This window comes from Pandoraea sp. PE-S2R-1 (genome assembly GCF_002179865.1).
Classification (GTDB): Bacteria; Pseudomonadota; Gammaproteobacteria; order Burkholderiales; family Burkholderiaceae; genus Pandoraea.
The window spans coordinates 1-25,579 of the sequence record NZ_NGUR01000019.1; the positions used below are offsets into that span (position 1 = coordinate 1).

Genomic DNA, 25,579 nt, shown 5'->3' on the forward strand with positions numbered 1-25,579 from the left:
GCGGCTGGCAGGATTCGAACCCACGACCCCTTGGTTCGTAGCCAAGTACTCTATCCAACTGAGCTACAGCCGCGCTGTGAGAACAGAATTATGTAAGAAACCAACTCACCGCGCAAGTGTTTTTTGCAATTCTTTTGTCATATCTCTGATTTCCCCGCCTCACCGCGCATTCCATGCGGGATTAGCGCGGAATCGCCCACCGTGGCAAGTGTTTGCCGCTAGAACAATTACTCCACGCAAACCCGCGCCAAATCATGGGATTCCCTCTGCTACGCGCGCAAACGACACGGTATCCTACGGCTTTTTGCGACGCATGATTTCTGCGCTCAAGGCGCCGCGTGCACCGAGCACAGTTCCCCAAGGGAACATCGGGCAGCGCACCATTTCGCGCGTCGACATTCAAAACAGGCACGGCGCCACGGGGAACCCCCTTCCCCCGGAAGCGACGATGCGATAAAAACCATATTCAAGGAGGCGCTCATGGAAAAAGTCTGGCTCAAGAGCTATCCGCCCGGCGTGCCGGCCGAGATCGACGTCAACGCGTATCGTTCGCTGAACGACCTGTTTCTTCAAAGCTGCCAGAAATTCGCAAATCGCCCGTCTTTCTCGAACCTCGGCGTGACGATGACGTTCGCCGACCTCGAGAAAAAATCGCGCGACTTCGCCGCCTATCTGCAAAGCCTGCCCGGGCTGGAGCGCGGCTCGCGCGTCGCGATCATGTCGCCGAACCTGCTGCAATATCCGGTCGCCGTCTTCGGCATCCTGCGCGCCGGCATGGTTGTCGTGAACGTCAACCCGCTCTACACCGCCGGTGAGCTCGAACACCAACTCAAGGACGCCGGCTGCGCCGCCATCGTCGTCATCGAGAACTTCGCCGCTACGCTGCAAAAAGCCCTGCCCGACACGCCCGTCAAGCACGTCATCACGACGGCCATCGGTGACCTGGTGCCCGCCCCGAAGCGCTGGATCGTGAACTACGTAGTGCGCCATGTGAAGAAGATGGTGCCCGACTGGAATATTCCGCACGCCGTGTCGTTTCGTGACGCGCTCGCCCAAGGCGCGCGCGCCAAGCTGAACGAGGTACAACTCGGTCACGACGACATCGCCTTCCTGCAATACACGGGCGGCACCACCGGCGTGGCCAAGGGCGCGATGCTCACGCACCGCAACATGATCGCCAACATGTTGCAGGCGCGCGCCTGGATCGGCTCCGGCCTCGAAGAGGGCAAAGAGATCATCGTCACGGCCCTGCCGCTGTATCACATCTTCTGCCTGACCGCGAACTGCCTCGTGTTCCTGCAACTGGGCGCGCTCAACCTGCTCATCACCAACCCGCGCGACATGCCGGGCTTCGTGAAGGAATTGAGCAAGTGGAAGTTCACGTTCATGACCGGTGTGAATACGCTCTTCAACGGCCTGCTCAATACCCCGGGGTTCGACAAGCTCGACTTCAGCGCCCTCAAGTGCGCCCTCGGTGGCGGTGCCGCCGTGCAACGCGCCGTGGCCGAGCGCTGGCGCCAAGTGACCGGGCATCCGCTCATCGAAGCGTACGGCCTCACCGAAACCTCGCCAGCCGTGTGTATCAACCCGCTCGGCAGCGAGTTCAACGGCTCGATCGGGCTGCCGATTTCGTCCACCGAGGTGAGCATCCGCAACGACGCCAACGAAGCCCTCGGCTTCGGTCAGGAAGGCGAGATCTGCGTGCGCGGCCCGCAAGTCATGAAGGGCTACTGGCACCGGGAAGACGAAACGGCGAAGACCGTCACGCCCGATGGCTGGTTGCGCACCGGCGACATCGGCACGATGGACGAGCAAGGCTACGTTCGTATCACCGATCGCAAGAAGGACATGATTATCGTGTCGGGCTTCAACGTCTATCCGAACGAAGTGGAAGGCGTGCTCGCGATGTGCCCGGGCGTGCTCGAATCCGCAGTCGTCGGGGTGCCCAGCGAGCGTACGGGCGAAGCGGTCAAGGCGGTCATCGTCAAGAAGTCGTCCGACCTGACCGAGCAGATCGTGATCGATTTCTGCCGCCAGCACCTCACGAACTACAAGGTGCCGCACGTGATCGAGTTCCGCAAGGAACTGCCGAAAACGCCGGTGGGTAAGGTGCTGCGCCGCGAACTTCGCTGATCGGCGTCACTCACGTCTGCGTCATCTCTCGTCGCGTGACGAATTTCGAGAGATCGCCTGCGATGGCGGCATACCAATGAAAAACGGCCGGGGTCTGTTCAGCCCCCCGGCCGTTTTCTATTCCACGCCCGGCTTCCCCCGTCGCGTCGACTTCACGCCCATTAGTAACTTTTGGTTACAGACGTGGCGCGCGTGACTTGGTAAAACAAAGACACGTCAGGTGCGTGCTTTCGGGGCACGCATCGTCATTTGCTTCAGAACGTGCGCGGCAGCCGCCATGCCGAATGTCGCTGTGACACACATGCTTGAGCCGAAACCCGCGCAATTGAGCCCCTGGGGCCCGTTAGCGGCATCGGGGGTTTCGCCCGGCGCACATACCGCTTCGGGGTACTGCAAAGGCTCGTCGGAGTACACGGCCGGCACGTTGAACTTGGCTTTGGGACCACGGACAAAACCATGTTGCTTGCGTAATTGCGCACGCACTTTTGCAAGCAGCGGATCCTGAATCGTGCGAGCGAGATCGTCGATGCGAATGCGTGTCGGATCGATCTGACCGCCGGCCCCGCCGACGGTGACAAGACGCTGCTTGTGCGCAACGCACCACGCGATAAGCGCTGTCTTCACCCGCACACTGTCGATGGCATCGATCACCCAATCGAAGCCACCGCCAAGCATCGTGTCGAGGTTCTCCAGTTCCACGAAGTCCTCGATAAGCGTAACTTGACAGGCAGGGTTGATGGCCAGAATACGTTCGGCCATCGCGGCGACTTTCGGCTTGCCGTAGTTGCCATCAAGCGCATGCACCTGACGATTGGTATTGCTTTCGGCGACGTTATCGAGATCGATGAGGGTGAGCCTGCCCACGGCGCTGCGCGCCAGGGCCTCGGCCACCCACGAGCCAACGCCGCCGATGCCGATGACAGCAACGTGGGCCTCCCGCAGGAGCGCGAGACCGTCGTCACCGTATAAACGCGCGATACCGCCAAAACGGCGGTTCGCGTCAAAATCTTCCTCCGATGGCGTGGCAGGCACCGGAGCAACAACAATCGACGGGGTACTGTTCATGATGCGATGGATAACGTCCTTGAAATGGCTGGCGATCACTCTGGTCGCCATCGTGCTGGCATTCGCGGCGTTCATCACGTGGTTTGACTGGAACTACGCCCGGCCCTGGATCAACCGGGAAGTGAGCACCGCGACCGGCCGGCCGTTCGAGATTCGCGGCGACCTGTCACTGCACTGGCTCGCCCCGAACGCACAGACCCCGGGACTGGGGCGCTGGCTGCCGCGGCCTCGCCTGATCGCGAATGATATCGTGTTAGGCAATGTTGCGTGGAGCGAGACGCCGAACATGATCTCGCTCGGCCGCCTCACGTTCTCGCTCGAATGGCTGCCGCTGCTCGACAAGCACATCGTCCTGCCCGAAGTCACGCTCTCCGCGCCCAAGATTCTTGTCGAAGAACGGGCCGACGGCCAGAACAACTGGACCTTCACAAAAAGCAACGGCGAGCCCTCGCCGTGGAAGTTTCGTATCGGCCGTCTGATTCTCGAAGACGGCGTGATTCGCGCCAATATCGTGCCTCAGCAACTCGACCTGACCGCCAACGTCGCCACCATCGACGGACAAGCCCCGTACGGTATCGGGGTAACGCTCAAAGGCACCTTCCGCAAGGCTGCCGTGACCGGTAAGGCGCGTGGCGGCGACGTTCTCTCGTTGGAGGACTCGGGAGACCCCTACCCGCTCGACGCCAGCGTGCGCATCGGCCGCACACAGATTGCCGCACGCGGCACGTTCACCAACCCAGCCACGCTCTCTGCGCTCGACATGCACCTGCGTCTGGCCGGCCCGACGATGGCCGACCTCTATCCGATTACCGGCGTGCTGTTGCCGGAAACCCCCGCTTACGAAACCAATGGCCATCTGCTGCATACGGCCGGCGTGTGGCGTTATGAACGCTTCCAGGGCAAGGTCGGCCAGAGCGATCTGTCGGGCACGCTGGTGTTCCGTCAGCGCGAGCCGCGCAACATTCTGCAAGGCGCCGTCGTCTCGAATCAGTTGCGGCTGGTCGATCTGGGCCCGGTCGTCGGGGGCCAGAATCCGTCGGGCGGCAGCGATCTTTCGGGCAAGCCGAAAGCGCCGCCGTCGGACAAGGTGCTGCCCGTCGATCCGTTCAAGACAGACCGCTGGCGAGCCATCGACGCCGACGTGCAGTTCACTGGCCGCAAGATCATCAAGGACAAGAGCCTGCCGATCGACAATCTTGTCACGCATGTGGTGTTGGACGACGGCGTGCTCTCGCTCAAACCGCTGGAGTTCGGGGTGGCAGGCGGGCGCATTACGTCGAACCTGGTGCTCAACGGGCAAGCCGAGCCGATGAAGGTCGATTCGCAGATCTCGTTGCGACATCTGAAGATGAAGGAATTGTTGCCCGAGGTGGACTTGATGAAGACCAGCGTCGGTGAAGTCAACGGCGACGCCGCGCTCACCGCCACGGGCAACTCGGTGGCCGCGCTGGCCGGCTCGTCGAATGGCGAGATCAAGACGCTGATCGATCGCGGCTCGGTCAGCAAACTGCTATTGCAGTACCTGGGGATGAACGTGGGCAACATCGTGCTCACCAAGCTCTTTGGCGACAAGCAGATCGAGATGCGCTGTGCCGCGGCCGATTTTGCCGTACGTGACGGCATCATGGACGCCCGCACCTTCGTGATCGATACCGACGACACCAGCATCGGCGTGACGGGGCAAGTCGATCTCAAGCGCGAGCGCTTCAACCTGACGATCCGCCCCGAGCCGAAACACTTCGGGCTCCTGTCGTTGCGCTCGCCCCTGTACGTGCACGGCACGTTCAAGAATCCGGACGTGGGCGTGAACGTGCCGACGCTGGTCGCCCGGGCGGGCGGTGCCATTGCCCTTGGCGTGCTCGCCCCATACACCGCGCTCGTGCCGCTGCTCGAACTCGGCCCGGGCAAGGACAGCCCGTGCGGTGAGCTGCTCGCCAACCTGCAACGCCCGGCGAGCCGCAACCCCGGGGCGGTCAAGCCAGTGCCCGGCGCGAGTGGCAAATCGGCGACGCCCTCGCGCAGCACGCAGCGCCCCGGTACGGCGCCCACTTTTGGGGCAGACCGCGAGGCTCCCTAAGCCCGGTTGAGGTCGCAAAACGGCCGCAAATCCCATGCCAGCCACAGGGATTTGCGGCACCCCGCCGGGATCCGCTTCGGCCGCCGGTCCCGGCGAGCCCGTAAAATAGTTCACTCCTTAAATATCAAGCACATGGCGCTGGATGCCCGTACTACGCGGCATTCGGCGCGATGACGTGTCGGCGATGCGACAAATCGCCACGTGCGCAAATTCGCCGACTCTTCGCTATACTGTGTCGCAACCCCAAACCGCAACTGACCGACAACGATCGTCGTGACCCAGACGCCATCACTCGCGGACCTGCGCAAAAACTACGCCCTCGGCTCACTTTCCGAGCGCGACGTAGCGCCCAGTCCGATCGACCAATTCCAACACTGGTTTGAGCAAGCGCTCAAGGCTCAACTGTCCGAGCCGAATGCGATGACGCTCGCCACGGTCACGCCCGACGGCCGCCCCGACGCACGCATTGTGCTCATCAAGGGCGTCGACGAACGCGGCTTCACGTTTTTCACGAATTACGAATCTCGCAAGGGGCAGGAACTGGCCGCGACGCCGTACGGCTGTCTGCTGTTCCACTGGGTCGAACTCGAGCGTCAGGTGCGCATCGAGGGACGCGTCGAGAAGGTGACCGAAGCAGAAAGCGACGCCTACTATCACTCGCGTCCGGTCGGTTCACGGCTGGGTGCCTGGGCCTCGGTGCAGAGCGCCGAAGTGGCCGATCGCAGCATCATCGAAGAGCGTGAAGCGGATTTCCGGCGCCAGTTCGGCGACGCACCGCCGCGCCCGCCGCACTGGGGCGGCTATCGCCTCAACCCCGAGAGCATCGAATTCTGGCAGGGCCGCGTGTCGCGCCTGCATGATCGCATCAAGTATTTCCGGCTTGCCGATGGGTCGTGGCGCGTGGCGCGCCTTTCACCCTGACCCACGCATCGGCTTGGCCGACGCGGTACGCCTGCCCGCCCGTTTGACGAGGAGACGTCGCCGCGCCGTGCGGTACGGACTTAAAGTTTTTTTGGTGACACTTGGAGCACATCCATGTTGTGGGAGAAAAAACTCGAAAGCTGGGTCAGCGGCGTCAAGACTTCCTCCAACCTGCCGATCCGCCTCGCGCTCTGGAACGGGCAGCACTATGATTTTGGTGCGTTCGACAACCCCAGCGTGACGTTGCGCGTCAATGGCCCTGCGGCCATGACGCGCTTGCTGACCCCCAGCCTCGACAATCTAGGCGAGGCGTATGTGAAGGGCGAGATCGACGTCGAAGGCAAGCTCTCCGACGTTATCGACATGAGCTACGCGCTCGCCGGCAGCAGCCTTTCGGCGATCGGTCCGCTCGGACGCATCACACGCCACTTCAATCACACGAAACAGTCCGACAAGCGCTCGATCGAGTTTCATTACGACGTATCGAACGACTTCTACCAGCTCTGGCTGGACAAGAACATGGTCTATTCGTGTGCCTACTTCGAACAGGGCGACGAAGACCTGGATACGGCGCAGGAAAAGAAGATCGATCACATCCTCACGAAGATTCAGGTGCAGCCCGGGCAGACCTTGCTCGATATCGGCTGCGGGTGGGGAGCGCTGGTGATTCGCGCGGCCAAGAAGTTCGGCGCGAAATGTGTGGGCGTCACGCTCTCGCAAAACCAGTACGATCTGGCGACCGAGCGGGTCAGGAAAGCGGGGCTTCAGGATCAGATCGAAATCCGCATTCAGGATTACCGCGACGTCGAAGGCCAGTTCGATCGCATCACCAGCGTGGGCATGTTCGAACACGTGGGCCGCAAGAACCTCACCGACTACTTCGCCAAGATGGCATCGCTGCTCAAGGACGACGGCGTCGCGATGAATCACGGCATCACCTCGACCGACCCGGACAGTGGCGAAACCGCCATGGGCGGTGGCGAATTCATCGACAAGTACGTGTTCCCGAACGGTGAGCTGCCGCACATCAGCCTTGCGCTGGAGTCGATGCAGCGCGGCGGGCTCGAAGCGAGCGACGTCGAGAGTCTGCGTCGTCACTATGCGCGCACGCTCACGCTCTGGTCGGAGCGCTTCGAAGCGCATGCCCCGCGCCTGCGCGAGCTGGCGGGTGAAGAGCGCTTCCGCGTGTGGCGCGTGTATCTCGCGGGTTGCGCGTATGCGTTCGAACACGATCATGTGTCGATTTATCAGATCGTGTGCCGCAAGGCGGGGCAGCCAGCGAAGGGCCTGCCGTGGTCACGTCGCTATATGTACGAGAACCCGATCGGCGGATGAGCGGCGGACGAGATTGCCGGGACGACGGCCAACGTGGCGGACGTGGTCTAATCGCGTTGTCCGTCGTCGTCCATAGCGTCGACCGTAGCACCAACCCTCTCGTCATCCATCGCGTCATCCGTAGGCATCCATGAGTCAGTTCGATCTGTTTGGGGCACCGCCTGACGATCCTGCGCCGGGCGGGCGCGCCGGGCAGGTCGGTCCTGCCCGAACCACCCCAACCGCCCCCGAATCTACCGGCCACCGCGCGGGAACGCCCCGTCGCGGCGGTGTCGGGGCGGCGACCGTCTCCTCCGCCTTGCAATCCACGGGCAACACCCTCCCCGGCAACATTCGGCTGGGGACGTCGTCGTGGTCGTTTCCGGGTTGGAAGGGGATTGTCTGGGATGACGACTACAGCGATACCAAGCTCTCCCGTCAGGGACTCACTGCGTACGCGAGTCATCCGGTACTGCGCTGCGTCGGCATCGACCGGTCGTTCTACAAGCCGATGACGATCGTCGAATATCAGAAGTACGCCGAGCAAGTGCCCGACAGCTTCCGATTTCTGATCAAGGCACCGAGCGTGGTTACCGACGCCGTCGTGCGTGGCGAGAAAGGCGAAGGCCTGTCGTCGAACCCTTGCTTTCTCGATGCGCGAATTGCGACCGAGCAGTTTGTCACGCCATGTCTGACCGGGCTCGGTTCCAAAGCGGGCGTGCTGGTATTCCAGATGTCGCCGCTGCCCTCGGAACTTCTGCGTGATATTCCCACGCTGGTGCAACGTATTGAAGCGTTTTTCGCGGCGTTGCCACCGCTGCCGGCACTGCCCGACGATCCTTCGGGTATACCGACCCCGGGCCCCTGCTACGCCTTGGAGATTCGCGACGGCGCGTTGCTGACACCCCGGCTGATGCGCGCGCTGGGACAGTTGGGCGTGCGTTATTGCATCGGCCTGCATGCGCGTATGCCACACGTGGAGCGGCAGGCGGCCGCATTGGCGATGCTCGATGAAGCCGGCGCCGGACCGCTGGTGGTGCGCTGGAATCTGAATAGCGGGCATCGCTACGAACAAGCCAAGGCGAAGTACGCGCCGTTCGACAAGATCGTCGATCCCGACCCGACGACACGCGACGTGCTCGCCGCGCTGGCCACGCACTATGCGCTCGCCGGTCACCCCGTCTATGTGATCGTCAACAACAAGGCCGAGGGCTCGTCGCCGCTATCGTGTCAGGCCTTGGCCGAGCGAATTGCCGAACTGTCGACGGCGGAGGCCGACAGAGCCGGCACGCTCGACGCCACATCGCCGGACACCGGCGACGCGAATTCAGAAACGCCGAGGGCCTGACGCCAGCGAATTCAAGCGATTCGCCGGGGTCAGGCCCTCGTCGGACAACGTTGTGACGCTTACCGGGTCAACTTACGCGACCAGATGCGGAATCTGCACGTCCGGATTCACATCGGCGTCGTAGTCCACACCATCGATCTCGAAGCCGAACAAGCGCAGGAATTCCTGCTTGTAGCCCGCGAAATCGGTCAGTTCGTACAGATTGTCGTTGGTCACCTTGTCCCACAGTGCCATCACGGCCGTCTGCACTTCCGGCGACAGTTCCTTCTGATCGGTGCGCACGCGGCCATCGGCGTCGAGCAACGGCGAGGCGTTGTAAAGGCTGTCCTTGTACAGACCGTAGATCTGCTCGATGCAGCCTTCGTGCGTGCCCTGTTCCTTCATCACCTTGAACAGCAACGACAGGTACAGCGGCATCATCGGAATCGCCGAGCTGGCCTGCGTGACCAGCGCCTTGAGCACGGCGACGCGGGCATCGCCACCGTTGGCGGCGAGCTTGGCACGGATGTTCAGCACCTTGTCGTCGAGATCGCGCTTGGCAGCACCGATCGAGCCATTCCAGTAGATGTCGTGCGTGATCTTCTCGCCGAGGTACGTGAATGCCGTGGTCTTGGCGCCCGGGGCGAGCACACCGGCTTCGGCCAGCGCGTCGATCCACATTTGCCAGTCTTCACCGCCCATGACGGCCACGGTGTTGTCGATCTCTTCCTGCGACGCGGGTTCGAGCACCGATTCCTTGACCACTTCCTTGTCGGTATCGATACCGCGCAGCGTCACCGATTTGCCGATGGGCTTGAGCACGGAATTGAAGACCTGCCCCGTTTCCGGGTGGATGCGGCGCGGCGCGGCGAGGCTGTAGACGACCAGATCGACCTGACCGAGATCGTTCTTGATCGTCTCGATGGTCTTGGCCTTGATGTCCTTGGAGAAGGCATCGCCGTTGATGCTCTTCGCGTACAACCCCTTCTCGGTGGCGAACTTGTCGAACGCCGCCGTGTTGTACCAACCCGGGGTTGCCGGCTTCGTCTCGGAGCCGGCGCGCTCGAAGAAAACGCCGAGCGTGGCGGCATCGCAACCGAACGCGGCGGTGATGCGGGCGGCCAGACCGTAACCGGTAGAAGCGCCGAGCACGAGCACCTTCTTGGGGCCGTTGGCGATCGGGCCCTGGGCCTTCACGTACTCGATCTGTTGCTTGACGTTGGCTTCGCAGCCAACGGGATGGGTGGTGACGCAGATGAAGCCGCGCACGCGTGGCTTGATGATCATGGAAACCTCGTTCACAAAATTCGGTGATGCCGCATACCGGCAAACACCGCGCATTGTAAACGAGGTCGACGCCTTATCGTCTTATCGCGTTATTCCGGCGCGACGACCACGGACCGGTCGAGCCGCTTCGGGAACTGAATCTGGCGGATGCGGCGCACGAGCAGCGCGGCGATGATCGCCGCTACGCCGGTGAGCAGCACGCCGGCGTGCACGGCGCTAACCAGCGTCTGGCGGGCAGTTTCAACGAGCGGCATGCCGTCGATCCCCATGGCGCGCAGGTCGGTGAGCAAGTCGCCGCGCAGCGCCGGGTCGATCAGAATGCGCGGATCGAGGGCCCGCGCGACCGCGTGCGACGCCGGGGTGCCGTCGTAGGCCGACACGGCACCGGCCACACCGCTGGCGTACCAATGATTGATGAGCGTGCCGACGATGGTCGTGCCGAGCATGCCGCCGACCATGCGTGTCGACTGAAGCAGCGCGGTGGTGATGCCGAAGCGCTCGCGCCCGGCGATCTCCTGCCCGAACACGTTCATGTTGTTCAGGATGAACCCGATGCCGATGCCCGCGAACGCCATCATCAGGGCGAGCACGGCGTGCGAGGTTTCACGATGCGCCAGTCCCACACCGGCCGAGGCGACGGCCAGCAGGCAGAAGCCGAGGATCAGCATGTTGGTCGGGCGCGACAGGCGTACCACGATGGGCGTGTTGATGAAGCTGCCCAGCGCAATGCAAGCGGCGATCGGCGTCGCGATGAGCCCGGCCGTTTGCGGACTCAGGCCAAAGCCGCCTTGCAGCAGCAGCGGGGCGAAGAAGATCAGGGAGTACATCACGAAGCCGATCAGCACGGACAGCGTGAACAGCACCACCAGTTGCGGGTGCCGGAACATGTCGAGCGGCACGATCGGGTGCGTGGCGCGACGCTCGGTGCGCAACAATACCCAAAAGCCGACGACGACCGCCACGATGAGCAACAGGTTGACGAGCGACGCGCCATGCGCCGGCACGTTCTCGATGAACACCTGAAAACCACCCAGCACGACCGCGATCCAGAGCGCACCGCGCCAGTCGACGCGGACATCGCCCTTGTGCACCGACGGGAATTTGGGCAGATATCGCCACACGAAGTACAGCGCGGCGAGGCCGACCGGCAGGTTGATGAAGAAGGTCGAGCGCCAGCCGAAGTGCTCGGAGAGCAGGCCGCCCAGCGAGGGGCCGGCCGCCGTGCCGATGCCATATGCCGTGGTGATCACCACCTGCCAGCGCACGCGCGAGCGCGCATCGGGAAAGAGATCGGGCACCGAGGCGAAGGCCGTGCCGACCATCATCCCGCCGCCGAGGCCCTGTAACGCGCGCGCGAAGATCAGGAACGGCATGTTGGGTGCCAGGCCGCACAGCACCGAGGCCGCCGTAAAGGTGACCACGGAGGCAATGACGAACTGGCGACGGCCGAAATAATCGCCCAGCCGCCCGAAAACCGGCACGGTCACGACGGACGCAAGCAAATAAATGCTGGCGATCCAGGCGTAATACTCGAAACCCTTGAGTTCGGCGACGATGGACGGGAGGGCAGTACTGACAACGGTCTGGTCGAGAGCGACCAGCATGTTGACGAGCGCGATGCCAATCATGGCCATCAACGCATCGCGAAAAGGCAGGGGGCGCACGGCTAACTACCTGAAGACTTCATGAGGGGAAGCGTCATTCTATGCGAAAAATAATGAAGATATGAACGTTTAGTATCGGCGCGGGTTTTCAGTGGAAATCGGCTGGAGATGGGCAGATTTGCTGGATCGAGGTGTTGTCCTAGACCGTTTTCGGAAGTCCCTTGCACTACCGCCCGGCCCGGGAAGGCACTATCAACACGTCCCGATGATCGTATGCGCCACGCCTTCGGAGGGGCCTCCCCCGATGCCGGTTGTGCGCCCGACTCGACGCAAATTCGGCAAAGACAAGCCCGTTCGCAACAACCGGCGGACGTCACTTATCGCACCATCGCCCCGGCGCCTCACAGGCGCCATTGTCATTCCCAAGGAGATACGCCCATGACGGATCGGCCCTTTCGTGACGACTATCAGCGCTGGCTGGATGCGCAGCCGCCCAATGCACGTTCGATGCAGGCGGCACCCGGTACTGCCGCGCCCGGCACGGCAACGGTGCGCGAGCCCCCTGCCACCCTGCCATTCGGCGGCTACGTCGTCTGGTTTCACGAGAGCGATACGTATCTCGATATCCGGTTCGATCACCATCGCTTCGAAATCGTGACGCAACAAGTGCCCGACGCCCGGGAGGCCTTCGTTTTCGAAAGCTTCGACGCCGCCTACGGTCACGCGCTGGACGTAGGGGAACACTGCCTGATTCTGTTCGCGGAAGCCGAGGGAATGCCGGTAACCGTGGTGGGATGAGCCCCAATCCCGCCTGCCCCCAGCCCCGTCTTCATCCATTTCAACTCTCAGGAGATCGCGCTACATGCCGAGTCTTGCTGTCGCCAATCCCACGCTTTGCCCACCTTCCTACGCCCTCGCTCCCGCCCTTTCCCTGCCAGGCGAACCCTCCAGCCTCGGCCTCCGTGCGGCTGAACCGCCCCGTGTGGCCGCCGATCTGCGCGCAATGACCAATGCACCACCGGCACTATCGGCACTGCCTGCGGGGCCGTCCCTCTCCCTCGGCGCGACCGATCGTTTCCGGCTCGGTGTCATCGAGTGCAAGCCGGTGCCGGTCGACCGCTACGTTCGAAACGCATTGACGGAATTGTTGACGCCACGAGACGGTTGCCCGAACGCCTGCGTGCCGGACAACGCGCAATTGCGCGAGATGCTGGCGACGATTCTCACGCTGCATCCGCAAGGGGATGCCACTTCGCTTGAACGCGTCATCGGCCAGATCGGCCTGCTGTCGCTACTGCGCGACGGACCTGATTACGCGCCGGGCACCATCAACGCATTACGCTATGACGTGGGCGCGCACGCGGTGGCGAGCGGTTTCTTTTCGGTCAGTGAGGGGGTGCCCAGCGAGGCGGAACTGCTGGACTTCGGTGCCAGCGAGCTCATGTTTCTCGATACACCCAACGAGTATCGGCACGATGTCGCGAGCGCTCACGCGGCCATCATCGACTTCCATTACGGGGCCGCGGGGATGGCTGGGCACGGTGCACGGGAAAACAGGGAGACGAAGATCACGCCGGCGATGATGCAAGTTTCCGATTTCACGCGCCATCTCGCGACATGCCGACAACGTCGTGATGCCGAACGACCGGCAACGGCAGATGCGCAGACGATGCCGAGGGCCGGTCTGCGCTGCGCCATACTCTGAGCGCCGCGGATGCGTAAGCGCGGAACGCGACGCCGCACGTGAGCACGGTATCCGTCTCACGTGCGAGTCCGGCGCTTACGCTCAAGCGGCCTTCAATCGACGCGAGAACTTCTCGCGGAATTTCTTGAGTTTCGGGGCGACGACATACGCGCAGTAGCCCTGATCGGGATGCTGGACGAAGTAGTTCTGGTGATAAGCCTCGGCCGGCCAGAACGTCTCTTCGGCCACGACCTGCGTGACGATCGGTGCCGGATAGGTCATCTCGGCCATCAACTCGGCAATCAGATGCTCGGCGACTTGTTTCTGCTTCTCGTCGTGATAGAAGATCGCCGAACGATATTGCGTGCCGACGTCGTTGCCCTGCCGGTTCAGCGTGGTCGGATCGTGAATCGAGAAGAACACGATCAGCAATTCTTCATAGCTGACGATGTCCGGATCGTAAGTCAGGCGCACCACCTCGGCGTGGCCGGTATCGCCTTCGCAAACCTGCTCGTAACTCGGGTTATCGACCTGACCGCCCTCGTACCCTGAGACGACGCGCTTCACGCCGTCGAGCTGCTGGTAACAAGCCTCGAGACACCAAAAACAACCACCGGCCAAGGTGGCGACTTCGGTGTGGGCATCGTTGGGGGAATTCGTCTGCTCTGTCATCGTGACCTCGCTTGTCGACTTCGGACGGCGCGCGACCCGCGAAATCCGGGGAATTTTGCGGCAGCGCACCAAAAAACGCACCAAACAAATAGGGCGGGCGATCACCATCGATCGCCCGCCCTATTGTCGCGCAGAAATTCCGCGATTGGCGCAAATAACCCTTCACGCCCATCGCCTCCCGCACTCAACCGCGCATTCGATTTTCCGTCCTGCCTTGCTTCGCGCTTTCCGTCCCGCGACGCATTCAGCCCCCGGCTCAGCCTTCCAATTGCGTGATCAACGGGTGCAGCAGACGTGCCCCCACACGCGCCGTCAATCCATCGCGGTCGTACGTCGGGTTGTACTCGGCAATATCGGCTACGCGCAGTTTGCCCGAGCGGCGGACCACGCCGATGAGCGTCTCGACAACTTCGAACGCTACGCCGTGCGCCGCCGGTGCCGACACGCCCGGGGCCTTCTCGCCCGGCAGTACATCCATGTCGATGGTCAGATAGACGTGGCTCACGCGGGCGAGCTTCTTCTCCAGCCGTTCGCACATTTCCGGCAGACGATGCGCCAGCATTTCCGTATCGAGCCAGAAGTCGACATCCAGCGCCTTCGCACGTTCGAACAGTGCGTCGGTATTGCTGTAACGGCTCACGCCCAGACACGCGTAATGGAACGGCGCCTGACGCCCGGCGAGCAACTGCGAGATCTGCCAGAAGGGCGTGCCCGAGCTGGCCGTCGGTTGCGCACGCAAGTCGAAATGCGCGTCGAAATTGAGGATCAGGATCGGCTCGTCGCGAAGGCGGTCGCCGAAGTGTTCGGCGACCCCGAGGAACGTACCGTAGGCGATTTCATGACCGCCGCCGAGCACCACCGGACGCGCACCAGCGGCCAGCACTTCGGCCACGCGATGGCCGAGGGCGGCTTGCGCCGCTTCAAGCCGGTCGTCGGCGCACACGATGTTGCCGCCGTCGAACACGGCCGGCGTGCCCTGCACGGGCAGGCTCGCCAACGCCCGGCGCAGCATGTCGGGGCCCGCCACTGCGCCCTGGCGCCCGTGATTGCGGCGCACGCCTTCGTCACTGCAAAAACCCAGGACGACAGCGCCGCCCGCGGCCTGCGCCGCATCGTAGTCGCGAAGCACCTGATGCAGACGCAGCGTGTGACCGGCTTCGCCAGTATCCACACGGCCTTGCCACACCGTTCGATCGATTGTCATACGTGTACCTGCCTTGCCCTTACCGTGCGATAACTGCTTGCAGAAACTCACGCGTACGCGCTTCACGCGGTGCGGTGAAAATCTGTTCGGGCGCACCGGCTTCGATGATGCGGCCCTGATCCATCACGACGACCACATCGGCCACTTCGCGAGCGAACCCCATTTCGTGCGTCACGACCAGCATCGTCATGCCGTCGTTGGCGAGCGCCTTCATCACTTGCAGCACTTCACCCACGAGTTCCGGATCGAGTGCCGACGTCGGTTCGTCGAAGAGCATGACCTGCGGCTGCATGGCCAGCGCACGCGCAATGGCCACACGCTGCTTCTGACCGCCCGAGAGCGTGCCCGGGAACACGTCGGCCTTGGCGGCGAGCCCCACTTTGGCAAGCAACTCGCGCGCGAGCTTCTCGGCCTCCCCGCCCTTCATGCCGCGCAGCTTCTTCGGCGCCAGCGTGACGTTCTCGAGCACCGTCAGATGCGGGAACAGGTTGAACGACTGGAACACCATGCCCACTTCGGTGCGCAGTTCGTTGAGCGCGTTCTCGCTCATCATCTTGCCGTGATCGACGAGCTTCTTGCCGACGATCTCGATGGTGCCCTGCTCGGCCGTCTCCAGCCCGTTACAGCAGCGCAGGAACGTGCTCTTGCCCGAGCCGCTCGGCCCGATGACCACAACCACCTGACGTGCATCGACTTCGAAGTCGATGCCCTTGAGCACCTGATGGCTGCCGTAGGCCTTGCCCAGCCCTTCGATCTTGAGAATCGGCGCGCCGATGTCTTTCTTCACATTGCTCATTGCACGGCACCTCCGGCACGCAGGGACTTCTCGGCGCGCTGCAACAGCAGCGTGGTGGCACCGGTCAGAATCAGATAAACAAACGCAATCGCCAGATACACTTCCAGCGAGCGGTACGACACGCTGATGATCTTCTGGCCTTCGTGCATCACGTCGTGAATGGTGAGCAACGACACGAGTGCCGAGTTCTTGATCAACGCAATGAATTCGTTACCCAGCGGCGGAATCATGCGCACGATCGCTTGCGGCAGAATCACCGAGCGCATGGCCATGCCGTAGGGCATACCGAGCGAGCGGGCAGCTTCCATCTGGCCGCGCTCGATCGACTGGATGGCGCCCCGCACGATTTCCGAGACGTAGGCACCGCTATAAATGCCCAGACCCAGCACACCGCACAGGAACGCCGGCAGCAGAATGTTGAACTGCGGCAGGCCGAAGAACAGGATAAAGAGCTGCACCAGCAGCGGCGTGCCACGAATGAACGTGACATAGATGGTGCAGATGCCGTAGCGGATGCGATGCGCCGGATTCAGGCGCCCCATGCCGACCAGCAAACCCAACACGCAGCCCAAGGCCAGCGCGCAGACAGTTACCTCGACGGTAACGAGCGCGCCGTGCGCGAGGTCCTGCCAGTTTGCCCACACCGGCGAAAAATCGAGTTCCATGCGTACTCCGTCAGTTGCTCTACTGCTTTATTGCGACTTTCTTGCCGCGGCCAACCTGCGACCGGGCAAGATATCTGCCCGGACTCAGGTCATTGCGGCTTGCGAACTTACTTCGACGTGCCGAAGTACTTGGTCACCAGTGCGGCGTAGGTGCCGTCGGCACGAATCTTTTCCAGCGCCTGGTTCATTTCGTTGGTCAGCTCGGTGTCGCTCTTGCGCACGGCAAAACCATAACGCTCGATCGTCAGCGTCTTGTCGAGCACCTTCACGCCCGGACGTGCCTTGGCGTACAGCAGCGCCGCCGGCTTGCCGGTCACGGCCGCGTCAGCACGGCCGATTTCCACCAGGTTGAACATTTCCTGGTTCTTCTCGACTTCCACGCGCTGCACCTTCGGATAGTTTTCCGTCAGGAACTGCACCGACTTCGTGCCCACCTGCACCGACACCTTCTTGCCGTTCAGATCGGCCGGCTCTTTGATGGTGTTGTTGTCAGCCTTGACCATGATGGCCAGACCGCCGGTGTAGTACGGGTGCGTGAAGTTCACGACCTTCAGGCGCTCGTCGGTGATGTAGATGGCCGAGGCGGCCACATCGACGCGCTTCGATTGCAGTGCCGGAATCAGACCCTTGAAGTCGATGTCGGTCCATTCGACTTTCTTGCCCATGGCCTTGCCGAGCGCTTCGATCATTTCCACGTCGAAGCCGGTACGCTTACCGTTTTCCACGTATTCGAACGGCGGGAAGGTGGCATCGGTGGCGACACGCAGCACGTCGTCAGCCGCAAAAACCTTGCTCGAACACGTGACGGCCAGCGCCATCGTGAACAGAATGTGACGCAATTTCATCTGGTACTCCTCGTGTAGTCTCGGTCGGGTAACCGGTTAAAAATATTGCAATCGGTTCGAAATACGCTCGGCTGCCGCCACGGTCAGGCGGATCAGCTCTTCGTGGCGCTGAGCCACGCGCACGGCCGGCGCCATCAGCGTGATGGTGCCCTCCAGGCGTTCTTTGGCGGCGAACACCGGGGCCGACACGCCCCAGACGCCGAAATCCACTTCGCTCTCGGACACCGCATAACGCTGCTTGCGAATCTCTTCGACCTGCGCAATCAGACGCTCCTGCGCGACCGGCTGGCCAGCCAGCTGACGGCCGATCAGGGTCTCGCGGGTCGCTTGCGGCAGGAAGGAGAGCAAGGCCTTGGCCGAGGCGCCGTGCACCAGCGGATGCGCGCGGCCCTTCGCGAACGAGCAACGCAGCGATTGCTCGCTCTCGTGCATGTCGAGGCAGACCACCTGACCGTTGGCGGCGACCAGCAGGCCGACGGTCTCGCCGGTGCGCTGCACAAGGGCGTCGATTTCTTCACGCGCCTGCGTGACAAGATGCGAGTTGTGGTCGAAACCCCACGCCAGTTGCACGCCGACCGGACCCGGTTCATACAACGCCTCATGGGCGTGTTCCTGCACCAGCCCCCATTTCTTCAGGGGTACGAGGTGGCGGTAAACCGTGGAGAGCGGCAGGCTCGTCTGCGCGGCGATCTCGCGTGCCGCGATCGGGCGTCCGTGACGCGCTACGGTCACGAGGACCTGTAAAACGCGTTCGGAGACCGAGTGAGCTTCGGTGGTGTCCATCGTCCTAAAACCAGAAAAAAGCAAAAAAATCGGCGGGGTTGAACGCCGATGACGACATGGGCGTATCTTGCGAGGAAATTCCCAAAGTAAAAAATCGAATTCCCACGGGATGGTAACAAAATGGGAATTTACTCATAGGGATTTTCCCTTATGCATTGCGTAAGCGACATAAGTTAAAACGCCGAACCCCTTCGATTCACAAGGGGTTCGGCGTTTTACAGAGTAATTTGAAGAAGTCCTCTGATTATCGACTGGCAGTTGGGATTTGCCCATCCTCCGGTTTCGATAGCCACGCGGTGAGAATTGGTTTTTGCACTTTCCCAAGCGCGCTTTTCGGCAATGTGTCGAGTATCACCACCCGGCGCGGCAACTTGAAGCGTGCGATGCGTGTGCCGAGGTAATCGAGCACGGCCTGCGGCGTCACTTCTGCCGCTGCACCCACCACCGGTGCAGCGACGATGGCCGCAACCGGCACTTCTCCCCAGCGTTCGTCGGCAATACCCACCACGGCCGCTTCGAGGACGCCCGGGCAATCGACCAGCGCATTTTCGATTTCTGCCGGATAGATGTTTTCGCCGCCCGAGATGATCATGTCCTTGCTGCGCCCGACCACTTCGAAGCAGCCGTCCTCGCGCAAGCGCGCAAGGTCTCCCGAGCGGAACCACCCCTCGACGAATGAGGCGTGTTGCGGAGCGCGCCAGTATTCGCGCATGACGTTCGGGGCGCGGATGAGGATTTCGCCAACCTCGCCCGGCGCGACCTCGTTGCCCGAAATGTCGGCCAGTCGCACCTCCACGGCGGGACACGCACGGCCCACCGCCCCCGGATGGGCCTTGGCTTCGCCGAAGCGCAACGCAATCGACACCGGACCGGTCTCCGTCGCACCGTACACCTGCCCCAGCGGAATGCCGCGTGTGTGAAACGCGTCGATCGCCGATAACGGCACCACGGACGAGCCGGCCATGACGCCGCGCAGCGACGACAGATCGGTCGCCGGCCATGCGGGATGCAGTTGCACCGCGCGCATGGTGGCGGGGACCATCAACGAGAGTGTGGGTCGACGCGATGCCACGTCGGCCAGCCATGCCGCCGGATCGAAACGCGGGTGCAACGTGACACTTGCCCCGCGCAGCAACGCCGGCAGCGTCTGAATGCAAAGACCCCCGACGTGAAACATCGGCAGCGTCGACAGCACGTGATCGTCAGCGCGCATGTCGTGCGCCCACCAACTGGCTTCGGCGTTGGCGAGCAGGCCCGCCTGTGTATGCAACGCGCCTTTCGGCTCGCCGGTCGTGCCTGACGTGTACGCCAGTAACACAGGGGCATCGGGCGCGACGTCGGGATACACGACAGGCTTGATCGAAGGCACGGCAATCAAGCCTTCGATCGGCGCAATCGCCGGGGGCGGCAGATCGGTGATGGCCTCTTGTTCGAGCGCGTCGCGAATCTCGCGCGCTGCATTGCGATGCTCCGCGTCGAACCACAGCACACGCACGCCTGCATGACGCACGATGGCCGCAAGCTCCGGCACCGCCAGCCGGAAGTTCAGCGGCAGAAAGATCGCCCCGGCGCGCGCACACGCAAACAGCAGCGCGATCTGCAACTCGTCGTTGAGACCGAGGCACGCAATGCGATCCCCCGGGGCGATACGCCACGTCTCGCGCAGATGCCCGCCCACGCGCTCGATGCGTCGCCACAGGGCGGCGTAGTCGGTTTCTTCAGCTTGCTGTCCCACACCGCAACGCAGCGCCAGCCGCTCGGGCGTGGCGCGCGCGTGACGGGCAAGCGCTTCTACAAAAGGCGTCAACTTGTCCTCCGTGACAAGAGGTGTTTCAGCTTGCAAAGTGCCGCTTATTGGTGCGACTTGTTCGTGCCACTGATTCGTGCGGCTTAATCGTCGCGTTCGCCCGGTTCGTAAAGCGCTTCACGGCCAATGCGATCGAGGCAGAGTTCGGCCGTCCACGGCAGCATCAGCGCGCCGCAACGCGAGTCGCGATACATCCGTTCGAGTGGCAGCGTCTTGAGCATCGACTGCCCGCCGCACGTGCGAATCGCCAGACGGCACATCTCGTTGGCGTTCTCCATGATCGTGTATTGCGCAGCGTAGGCACGCAGGCGCGCTTCCTTGCCCGGGTCGGCGCGGCCGTCCTGCAACGCACGCAGGAAAAGTGCGCGCGTCTGCTCGAGCATGATGTGCATCTGCGCCACCGCGATCTGCTTGGTCGGATACATACGGCGCTTGATCGGTGCGCCCATGCCCTCGGCTTCGCCGCGCAGGTATTTCACGGTGAAATCATAGGCCGCCTGCGCGATGCCCATGTAAGTAGGCGCGAGCGTCATGAACATGTGCGGCCAGCGGCTCGCCGCCTGATAGTAGACGCCGCGCGGCATCAGTTGCAGTTCGTCCGCCACGAACACGTCTTTGAACAACAACGTGCGCGAGACCGTGCCGCGCATGCCCAGCGGGTCCCAGTCACCGGTGACCGTCACGCCCGGCGCGTCGCCCGGCACGGCGATATACATCGTGTCTTTCATCGACAGCTCGGGCTTGTCTTCGGTACAAAGCACGCCGTAGTAGTTGGCGGCCCCCGAGAGCGACGCGAAGATCTTACGGCCGTTGATCATCCAGCCGCCATCGACCTTGGTGGCCGTGGTGCCGAACGGGGCCTTGCCTGCGGCGGCCGCGCTGCCTTCGGAGAACGGCTGTGCGTAGACCGCGCCGTCTTTCGTCACGCGGGCGAAATGATGCTCGCGGTAGCGGGCGTGTTCGACGCGCTGTTCCTCGGTCATGTCGAGATCGTCGGCCAGAATGCCGGTCCACATCATCGAACACGTATGCATGTTGAACGTGAGCGCAGTCGCGCCGCAGTGACGGCCCAGTTCGGCCGACACCATCATGTACGTGGCGAAGTCCGCCCCCAGCCCGCCGTGCGCTTCGGGAATGCAGAGCTTGAGCAGCCCGGCGGCACGCATGTCGTCGTAGTTCTCGAACGGGAACGTCGCTTCACGGTCCCAGCGCGCGGCGCGCGGCGCGAGTGACTCGCGTCCCACCTGCTCGGCGAGCGCCAGCAGACGACGTTGCTTGTCGGTGAGCGGATAGTGTTCGCCGACGATCGAAGGGGGCTGATAGGCCACGGTTGTCTCCTAGAGTGTTGCGAGGAAAGCGCGCACTTCGACGTCGAACGGCGTCGCATGCGTCAGATTCATCAGATGGCCCGCGCAGGGCAGGCAGACGTAACGAACGGTGGGGGCATTGACGATCGCTTCCGCCATGCGCGCCATCACCTTAGGCGGGGCATTCGTGTCGTGTTCGCCGGCAATGAGCAGCACCGGCACGGTGAGACGCGCGAGCGCCGCACGTTGCTCGAAACCGACGAGCGCCTGCAACGCCGCGCGATACGCATCGGGCGTGAGTGCGCCCATGGCGTCCACGGCAATGGCGTGGGCGCTTGCGCGTGTCGCTTCGTCGGGCTCACCCAGCATGCCGGGCACAATGGCTTCGGCCATCTGGCGCAGTGTCTTGCCCGCATCGAGCGGCGCGGTGCGCTGACGCACGAATTCGCGCTGAAAATCGCCATCCGGTTTGCCGAACGCGGGCGATGTGCCGCAGAGCACCAGCGCCGCCACATCGCGCGTGAACGGTTCGCCGCGCGCCATCAGTTCCTGCGCCACCATGCCGCCCATGCTGTGCCCGACGAGCACGAAGCGCGAAGCGCCTGTCGTCGTCAAAGCATCGAGCAAGGCGCGCAGGCTGTCGGCCAGCGCGGCCATCGTGGCGGTTGCGGGCATCGGGCTCTCGCCGTAGCCGGGCATGTCCCAGGCGACGACGCGATGCCCGTCGCGCGTAAAGGTGTCGAATTGCGCCGGCCAGACGTTGCGGTTGCCACCGATGCCGTGCAACAGCACCAGCGTCAGAGGCCCCTCGCCCGCCGATCGGAAGGCGGGCGCCGTTGTGCTGGCGGCCGTCATGCGAACTCGCCTTGCAGTAATCCGTCGCGTACGACGACGTCGCCGTCGAGCGCAATGGTGCAGCGGCGCAGCGGCAGGTCGAAGTGACCCAGGGTATGACGCCCCGCCACCTCGTTCGCCCCAGTCGAATAGAGGAAGTTACCGGCGAAAGCGCGTTGCTCTGTGCCGTTGCAGTCGCGTTTGTCGTAACAGGCGAGCGCATCCCAGCGGGCACGTTGGTTCAGGCCGAAACCGACATGCGACACCGCGTAGGCGTCGCGGTCGCCCCACGCGGCGAAGTACTCGCGCATGAGATCGACGTCGACGCCATCGCCCTCGATCTCGACGACGTAATCGTCCTCGACCGTGAGCGCGATGCGGTCGCGCAAGTACTGTTTGAACGTGAGATTGATGTCACCGGGTGCCAGCACGAGTTGACCGTTGACGCTGTGTGCGGCGGGGAATGCCAGTGCGAGACCGCCCGGCCAGTGAGCCACTTGTCCCGGTTTCGCGCACCAGCCCCAGACACCGCCGACGCGCGCGTCACGCAAACTGATGCGCAAATCGGTACCGGCTTTCGAGGTGACGTGCATTTCTGCTGCACTGCGCAAACGCTTGATCGAGGCGCGCACTTTCGGCTCCAATGCCGGGTCGGTGGCACAGCGTTCCAGAATTTCGGGGTGTTCGTTCGAGACCATCAGCACGCGCGCGCCGCCGCCCAGAATCTCGGGCAGTTCGGGGGCGTGCAGCAGCCCTTCCACGGTGCAGTCGACGACCAGCGCTGCCCCCTTGAGGGCCGCCACGACAGGGGCAAGCTGCCCTAGTGCATCGCTGGCGCCGGTGGAGCGCACGGGCACCGGCGCGCTCACGCGCGGGCTCGGTACGACCAGTCGGAAAGGCCTCGCGCCGAGCGCCTGAGCGGCGAGTTCGGCTAATTCCACATTGACAGGCCGGGATTGCGTTTCAGCTACAATCGCCACCACATCACCGGGTTGTATGTCGCAGCGCCGCAAGGTCTCGGCAAATACGTCGATCCACTTATGCTCGATTCGCTCGATCAGCATATCGTCTCCTGAGCGTCTGACCTCCCGCCTGCCAGGGGCCCATGCCCCATGGCACATCGTCGGCCGTCACGCGTCTTGTCGATCTGTTGTTCGTGCCATAGTATATGAATATTCATACAAATCAACCCGATCAAATTTGCCCGACGGGAGTGCAGGGACAGTGAACGCCAAACGCGCCACGGCGCCAGATTTCGACAACGCCGCCTTTCGCCAGGCACTCGGGCAATTTGCCACGGGCGTCACGGTCATTACCACGCGCGCCGACGACGGCTCGCTCATCGGTATTACGGCAAGCTCCTTCAATTCGGTGTCGCTGACGCCGCCGCTCATTCTGTGGAGCCTCGCGACGCGCGCGGGCAGCATGCCGGTGTTTCGCGAGAACTCGCACTACGCCGTGAATGTGCTGGCGGCCGATCAACTCGACATCTGCCAGCGCTTTGCCACGATGAAGGGCGACCGTTTCGCGGGGGTGCCGTACACGCTCTCGGCGTCAGGCACGCCGGTGCTCGACGGTGCGCTCGCGTGGTTCGAGTGCCATAACCGCAGCCGCTACGACGAAGGCGATCACGTCATCTTCGTGGGCGAAGTGGAACGTTGCGGTGTGCACGCCGATGTGGCCAATCGCATGCCGCTCGTCTTCCACGCCGGCGGCTTCCACAAGCCGCAGTCGCTCGGGTAAGCGCGGGGTCATGGGGATGGGAGCGGGCGTGCCGTTTGTCGACGACTATCTGGCGTATCTGCTCGCCCGCGCGAGTGCGCTCGTCTCCGATGAGTTTCATCGCGAAGTCGCGGCTGCCGGTCTGGGGGTATCCGAGTGGCGCGTGTTGGCCACGCTCTCCGACGGGCAGGCGCGCACCATCAATCAACTTGCCGATATCGTGCTCGCCAAGCAGCCGACGGTGACCAAGGTCATCGACCGGCTGGAGGCGACCGGCGATGTGGTGCGCGGCGACAGCCCGACCGATCGTCGCCAGTCGCTCGTCTCGCTGACCGACGCGGGTCGCGAGCGCGTTGCGCCGCTGCTGGTCAGTGCGCGCCACCATGAAGCCGGTGTGCTTGCACGCTTCGGCGCCGAGCAGTCGTCGCAACTCAAGGACACGCTGCGTCGGCTCATCGACGAAATGGCGCGCTGACGCGTTGGCAACTTTGGTCTGTGCTGGATCGCATTGGCCGGTGCCGCCCGGCACCCACGGCGAGCCCTTCAGCACCTCCCCCCCCTCACGCCAGATCCTCTGCTTGGGTCCATTCCGGACCTGACACGGCGCTGTCCTAAACGACACGGCACGATTGGTTATAAATTCGACCACTTCGCCACATTGTCGAATTTTCTGTCGAATAATCCATAAAAGCGTTTGTACGGCGGCGAATGCGCTCGCCGCAGCCAGCGAATACGCAAGCACTTGCAACGCGAATTCTTCTAAGATGCCCTGTATCGAATCTTGTATTTGAGCAAGGCCATGACCGCACCCCACAACCACCGCACCGACACGCGTCGCGTGTGGGATATCAGCCCCCCGCTCTCGACCGACACACCGGCCTGGCCGGGCGACACGCCGTTTTCGGAAGAAGCGGTGTGGCAGATCGGCCCCGGGTGCCCCGTCAATGTCGGACGCATCACCCTGTCGCCGCACACGGGCGCGCATGCCGATGCCCCGCGTCATTACGACGAGGACGGTGCGTGCATCGGCGAGGTGGCGCTGGAAACCTATCTGGGGCCCTGCCGCGTGATCCATTGCCTCGGCGCTTCGCCGGTGGTCACGCCGGACATGGTTGCCGCGCATCTGGCCGACGTGCCGCCGCGCGTGTTGCTGCGGACTTACCAACAAGCACCGGTGTCTCGTTGGGACAGCGCGTTTTGTGCCGTCGCTGCCGAGACGATCGATCTGCTTGCCTCGCACGGCGTAAAGCTCGTAGGCATCGACACGCCGTCGCTCGATCCGCAGGAAAGCAAAACGATGGATGCACACCATCGCATTCGCGCGCATCGCATGGCGATTCTCGAAGGACTCGTGCTCGATGCGATTGCCCCGGCCGATTACGAATTGATTGCGCTGCCGCTCAAGTTCATGCGGCTCGATGCGAGCCCCGTGCGCGCCGTGTTGCGCTCGCTCACCTGAAACGGCTGACAAACACACAGAGCCACGCGCGGTCCTTCTCGAACGGATGAAATGAAGGACTGACGCGGGCCGT

At 63.0% G+C, this 25,579-nt stretch carries 23 protein-coding genes and 1 tRNA gene; 10 read left to right on the forward strand and 14 right to left on the reverse strand.

Going from position 1 to position 25,579, the window contains the following annotated elements:
* Window positions 1-73 (reverse strand) — tRNA-Arg (locus CDV44_RS26170).
* A 407-nt stretch (window positions 74-480) separates the two neighbouring features.
* Here CDV44_RS26170 and CDV44_RS26175 point away from each other — a divergent pair.
* On the forward strand, window positions 481-2,133 hold the full coding sequence (locus CDV44_RS26175) for an AMP-binding protein (RefSeq protein ID WP_087691560.1): 1,653 nt from the start codon (window positions 481-483) through the stop codon (window positions 2,131-2,133).
* Window positions 2,134-2,349: 216 nt separating this feature from the next.
* Here the strand turns inward: CDV44_RS26175 and tcdA are convergent, their stop codons facing one another.
* Complete coding sequence (tcdA, locus tag CDV44_RS26180) at window positions 2,350-3,198, reverse strand: tRNA cyclic N6-threonylcarbamoyladenosine(37) synthase TcdA (protein WP_087691561.1); 849 nt, start codon at window positions 3,196-3,198, stop codon at window positions 2,350-2,352.
* Window positions 3,199-3,217: 19 nt separating this feature from the next.
* Between tcdA and CDV44_RS26185 the strand changes: the two genes are divergently transcribed.
* The 4 genes from CDV44_RS26185 (at window position 3,218) to CDV44_RS26200 (ending at window position 8,858) form a co-directional block, all read left to right on the forward strand.
* Window positions 3,218-5,275 carry an AsmA family protein gene (locus CDV44_RS26185; protein ID WP_249277738.1) on the forward strand — a complete coding sequence of 686 codons (2,058 nt, stop codon included), beginning with the start codon at window positions 3,218-3,220 and terminating at the stop codon, window positions 5,273-5,275.
* A gap of 273 nt (window positions 5,276-5,548) precedes the next feature.
* Entirely contained in the window at window positions 5,549-6,196 is a 648-nt protein-coding gene (pdxH, locus tag CDV44_RS26190; protein ID WP_087691562.1) for a pyridoxamine 5'-phosphate oxidase, read from the forward strand.
* A 114-nt stretch (window positions 6,197-6,310) separates the two neighbouring features.
* Window positions 6,311-7,531 carry a cyclopropane-fatty-acyl-phospholipid synthase family protein gene (locus CDV44_RS26195; RefSeq protein WP_087691563.1) on the forward strand — a complete coding sequence of 407 codons (1,221 nt, stop codon included), beginning with the start codon at window positions 6,311-6,313 and terminating at the stop codon, window positions 7,529-7,531.
* A 130-nt stretch (window positions 7,532-7,661) separates the two neighbouring features.
* Window positions 7,662-8,858, forward strand: coding sequence for a DUF72 domain-containing protein (locus CDV44_RS26200; protein WP_087691564.1), 1,197 nt, complete (start codon window positions 7,662-7,664; stop codon window positions 8,856-8,858).
* Window positions 8,859-8,930: 72 nt separating this feature from the next.
* Here the strand turns inward: CDV44_RS26200 and fabV are convergent, their stop codons facing one another.
* The gene (fabV, locus tag CDV44_RS26205) at window positions 8,931-10,124 is read right to left on the reverse strand and encodes an enoyl-ACP reductase FabV (RefSeq protein ID WP_087691565.1); all 1,194 of its coding nucleotides are present in this window, start codon (window positions 10,122-10,124) and stop codon (window positions 8,931-8,933) included.
* 89 nt (window positions 10,125-10,213) lie between these two features.
* Window positions 10,214-11,752: an MFS transporter gene (locus tag CDV44_RS26210; protein ID WP_087691645.1), complete on the reverse strand. Its 1,539-nt coding sequence runs from the start codon at window positions 11,750-11,752 to the stop codon at window positions 10,214-10,216.
* 414 nt (window positions 11,753-12,166) lie between these two features.
* Between CDV44_RS26210 and CDV44_RS26215 the strand changes: the two genes are divergently transcribed.
* Window positions 12,167-12,526 (forward strand): hypothetical protein, encoded by a 360-nt coding sequence (locus CDV44_RS26215; protein ID WP_087691566.1) that lies wholly within the window; start codon window positions 12,167-12,169, stop codon window positions 12,524-12,526.
* Between the two features lie 205 nt (window positions 12,527-12,731).
* Window positions 12,732-13,433 (forward strand): hypothetical protein, encoded by a 702-nt coding sequence (locus CDV44_RS26220; protein WP_141118812.1) that lies wholly within the window; start codon window positions 12,732-12,734, stop codon window positions 13,431-13,433.
* 81 nt (window positions 13,434-13,514) lie between these two features.
* On the opposite strand, the gene msrA is transcribed toward CDV44_RS26220, so the two are convergent.
* The 10 genes from msrA to CDV44_RS26270 form a co-directional block, all read right to left on the reverse strand.
* A complete protein-coding gene (msrA, locus tag CDV44_RS26225) occupies window positions 13,515-14,084 on the reverse strand; it encodes a peptide-methionine (S)-S-oxide reductase MsrA (protein WP_058380133.1) in 570 nt (189 codons plus the stop codon).
* Between the two features lie 256 nt (window positions 14,085-14,340).
* Window positions 14,341-15,288 carry a formimidoylglutamase gene (gene hutG / locus CDV44_RS26230; RefSeq protein WP_087691568.1) on the reverse strand — a complete coding sequence of 316 codons (948 nt, stop codon included), beginning with the start codon at window positions 15,286-15,288 and terminating at the stop codon, window positions 14,341-14,343.
* Between the two features lie 19 nt (window positions 15,289-15,307).
* Window positions 15,308-16,084: an amino acid ABC transporter ATP-binding protein gene (locus tag CDV44_RS26235; RefSeq protein ID WP_087691569.1), complete on the reverse strand. Its 777-nt coding sequence runs from the start codon at window positions 16,082-16,084 to the stop codon at window positions 15,308-15,310.
* Window positions 16,081-16,749, reverse strand: a complete 669-nt coding sequence (locus tag CDV44_RS26240) for an amino acid ABC transporter permease (RefSeq protein WP_058377682.1) — start codon at window positions 16,747-16,749, stop codon at window positions 16,081-16,083. The genes CDV44_RS26235 and CDV44_RS26240 overlap by 4 nt, the downstream gene beginning before the upstream one ends.
* Window positions 16,750-16,856: 107 nt before the next feature.
* Window positions 16,857-17,594 carry a transporter substrate-binding domain-containing protein gene (locus tag CDV44_RS26245; protein WP_058377681.1) on the reverse strand — a complete coding sequence of 246 codons (738 nt, stop codon included), beginning with the start codon at window positions 17,592-17,594 and terminating at the stop codon, window positions 16,857-16,859.
* A gap of 36 nt (window positions 17,595-17,630) precedes the next feature.
* The gene (locus tag CDV44_RS26250) at window positions 17,631-18,377 is read right to left on the reverse strand and encodes an IclR family transcriptional regulator (protein ID WP_058377680.1); all 747 of its coding nucleotides are present in this window, start codon (window positions 18,375-18,377) and stop codon (window positions 17,631-17,633) included.
* A gap of 244 nt (window positions 18,378-18,621) precedes the next feature.
* A complete protein-coding gene (locus CDV44_RS26255) occupies window positions 18,622-20,184 on the reverse strand; it encodes a class I adenylate-forming enzyme family protein (RefSeq protein ID WP_087691570.1) in 1,563 nt (520 codons plus the stop codon).
* An 83-nt stretch (window positions 20,185-20,267) separates the two neighbouring features.
* The gene (locus CDV44_RS26260; protein ID WP_087691571.1) at window positions 20,268-21,512 is read right to left on the reverse strand and encodes an acyl-CoA dehydrogenase family protein; all 1,245 of its coding nucleotides are present in this window, start codon (window positions 21,510-21,512) and stop codon (window positions 20,268-20,270) included.
* A 9-nt stretch (window positions 21,513-21,521) separates the two neighbouring features.
* A complete protein-coding gene (locus tag CDV44_RS26265; RefSeq protein WP_087691572.1) occupies window positions 21,522-22,346 on the reverse strand; it encodes an alpha/beta fold hydrolase in 825 nt (274 codons plus the stop codon).
* Window positions 22,343-23,389 carry a peptidase M29 gene (locus CDV44_RS26270; RefSeq protein WP_087691573.1) on the reverse strand — a complete coding sequence of 349 codons (1,047 nt, stop codon included), beginning with the start codon at window positions 23,387-23,389 and terminating at the stop codon, window positions 22,343-22,345. The genes CDV44_RS26265 and CDV44_RS26270 overlap by 4 nt, the downstream gene beginning before the upstream one ends.
* A gap of 160 nt (window positions 23,390-23,549) precedes the next feature.
* Here CDV44_RS26270 and CDV44_RS26275 point away from each other — a divergent pair, with 160 nt between their 5' ends.
* From CDV44_RS26275 to kynB, 3 genes are all read left to right on the forward strand, one after another.
* Complete coding sequence (locus CDV44_RS26275) at window positions 23,550-24,068, forward strand: flavin reductase family protein (RefSeq protein WP_058377675.1); 519 nt, start codon at window positions 23,550-23,552, stop codon at window positions 24,066-24,068.
* A gap of 16 nt (window positions 24,069-24,084) precedes the next feature.
* Entirely contained in the window at window positions 24,085-24,522 is a 438-nt protein-coding gene (locus tag CDV44_RS26280) for a MarR family winged helix-turn-helix transcriptional regulator (RefSeq protein WP_087691574.1), read from the forward strand.
* A 324-nt stretch (window positions 24,523-24,846) separates the two neighbouring features.
* Window positions 24,847-25,506 carry an arylformamidase gene (gene kynB, locus CDV44_RS26285; protein ID WP_087691575.1) on the forward strand — a complete coding sequence of 220 codons (660 nt, stop codon included), beginning with the start codon at window positions 24,847-24,849 and terminating at the stop codon, window positions 25,504-25,506.
* Window positions 25,507-25,579: the final 73 nt, after the last annotated feature.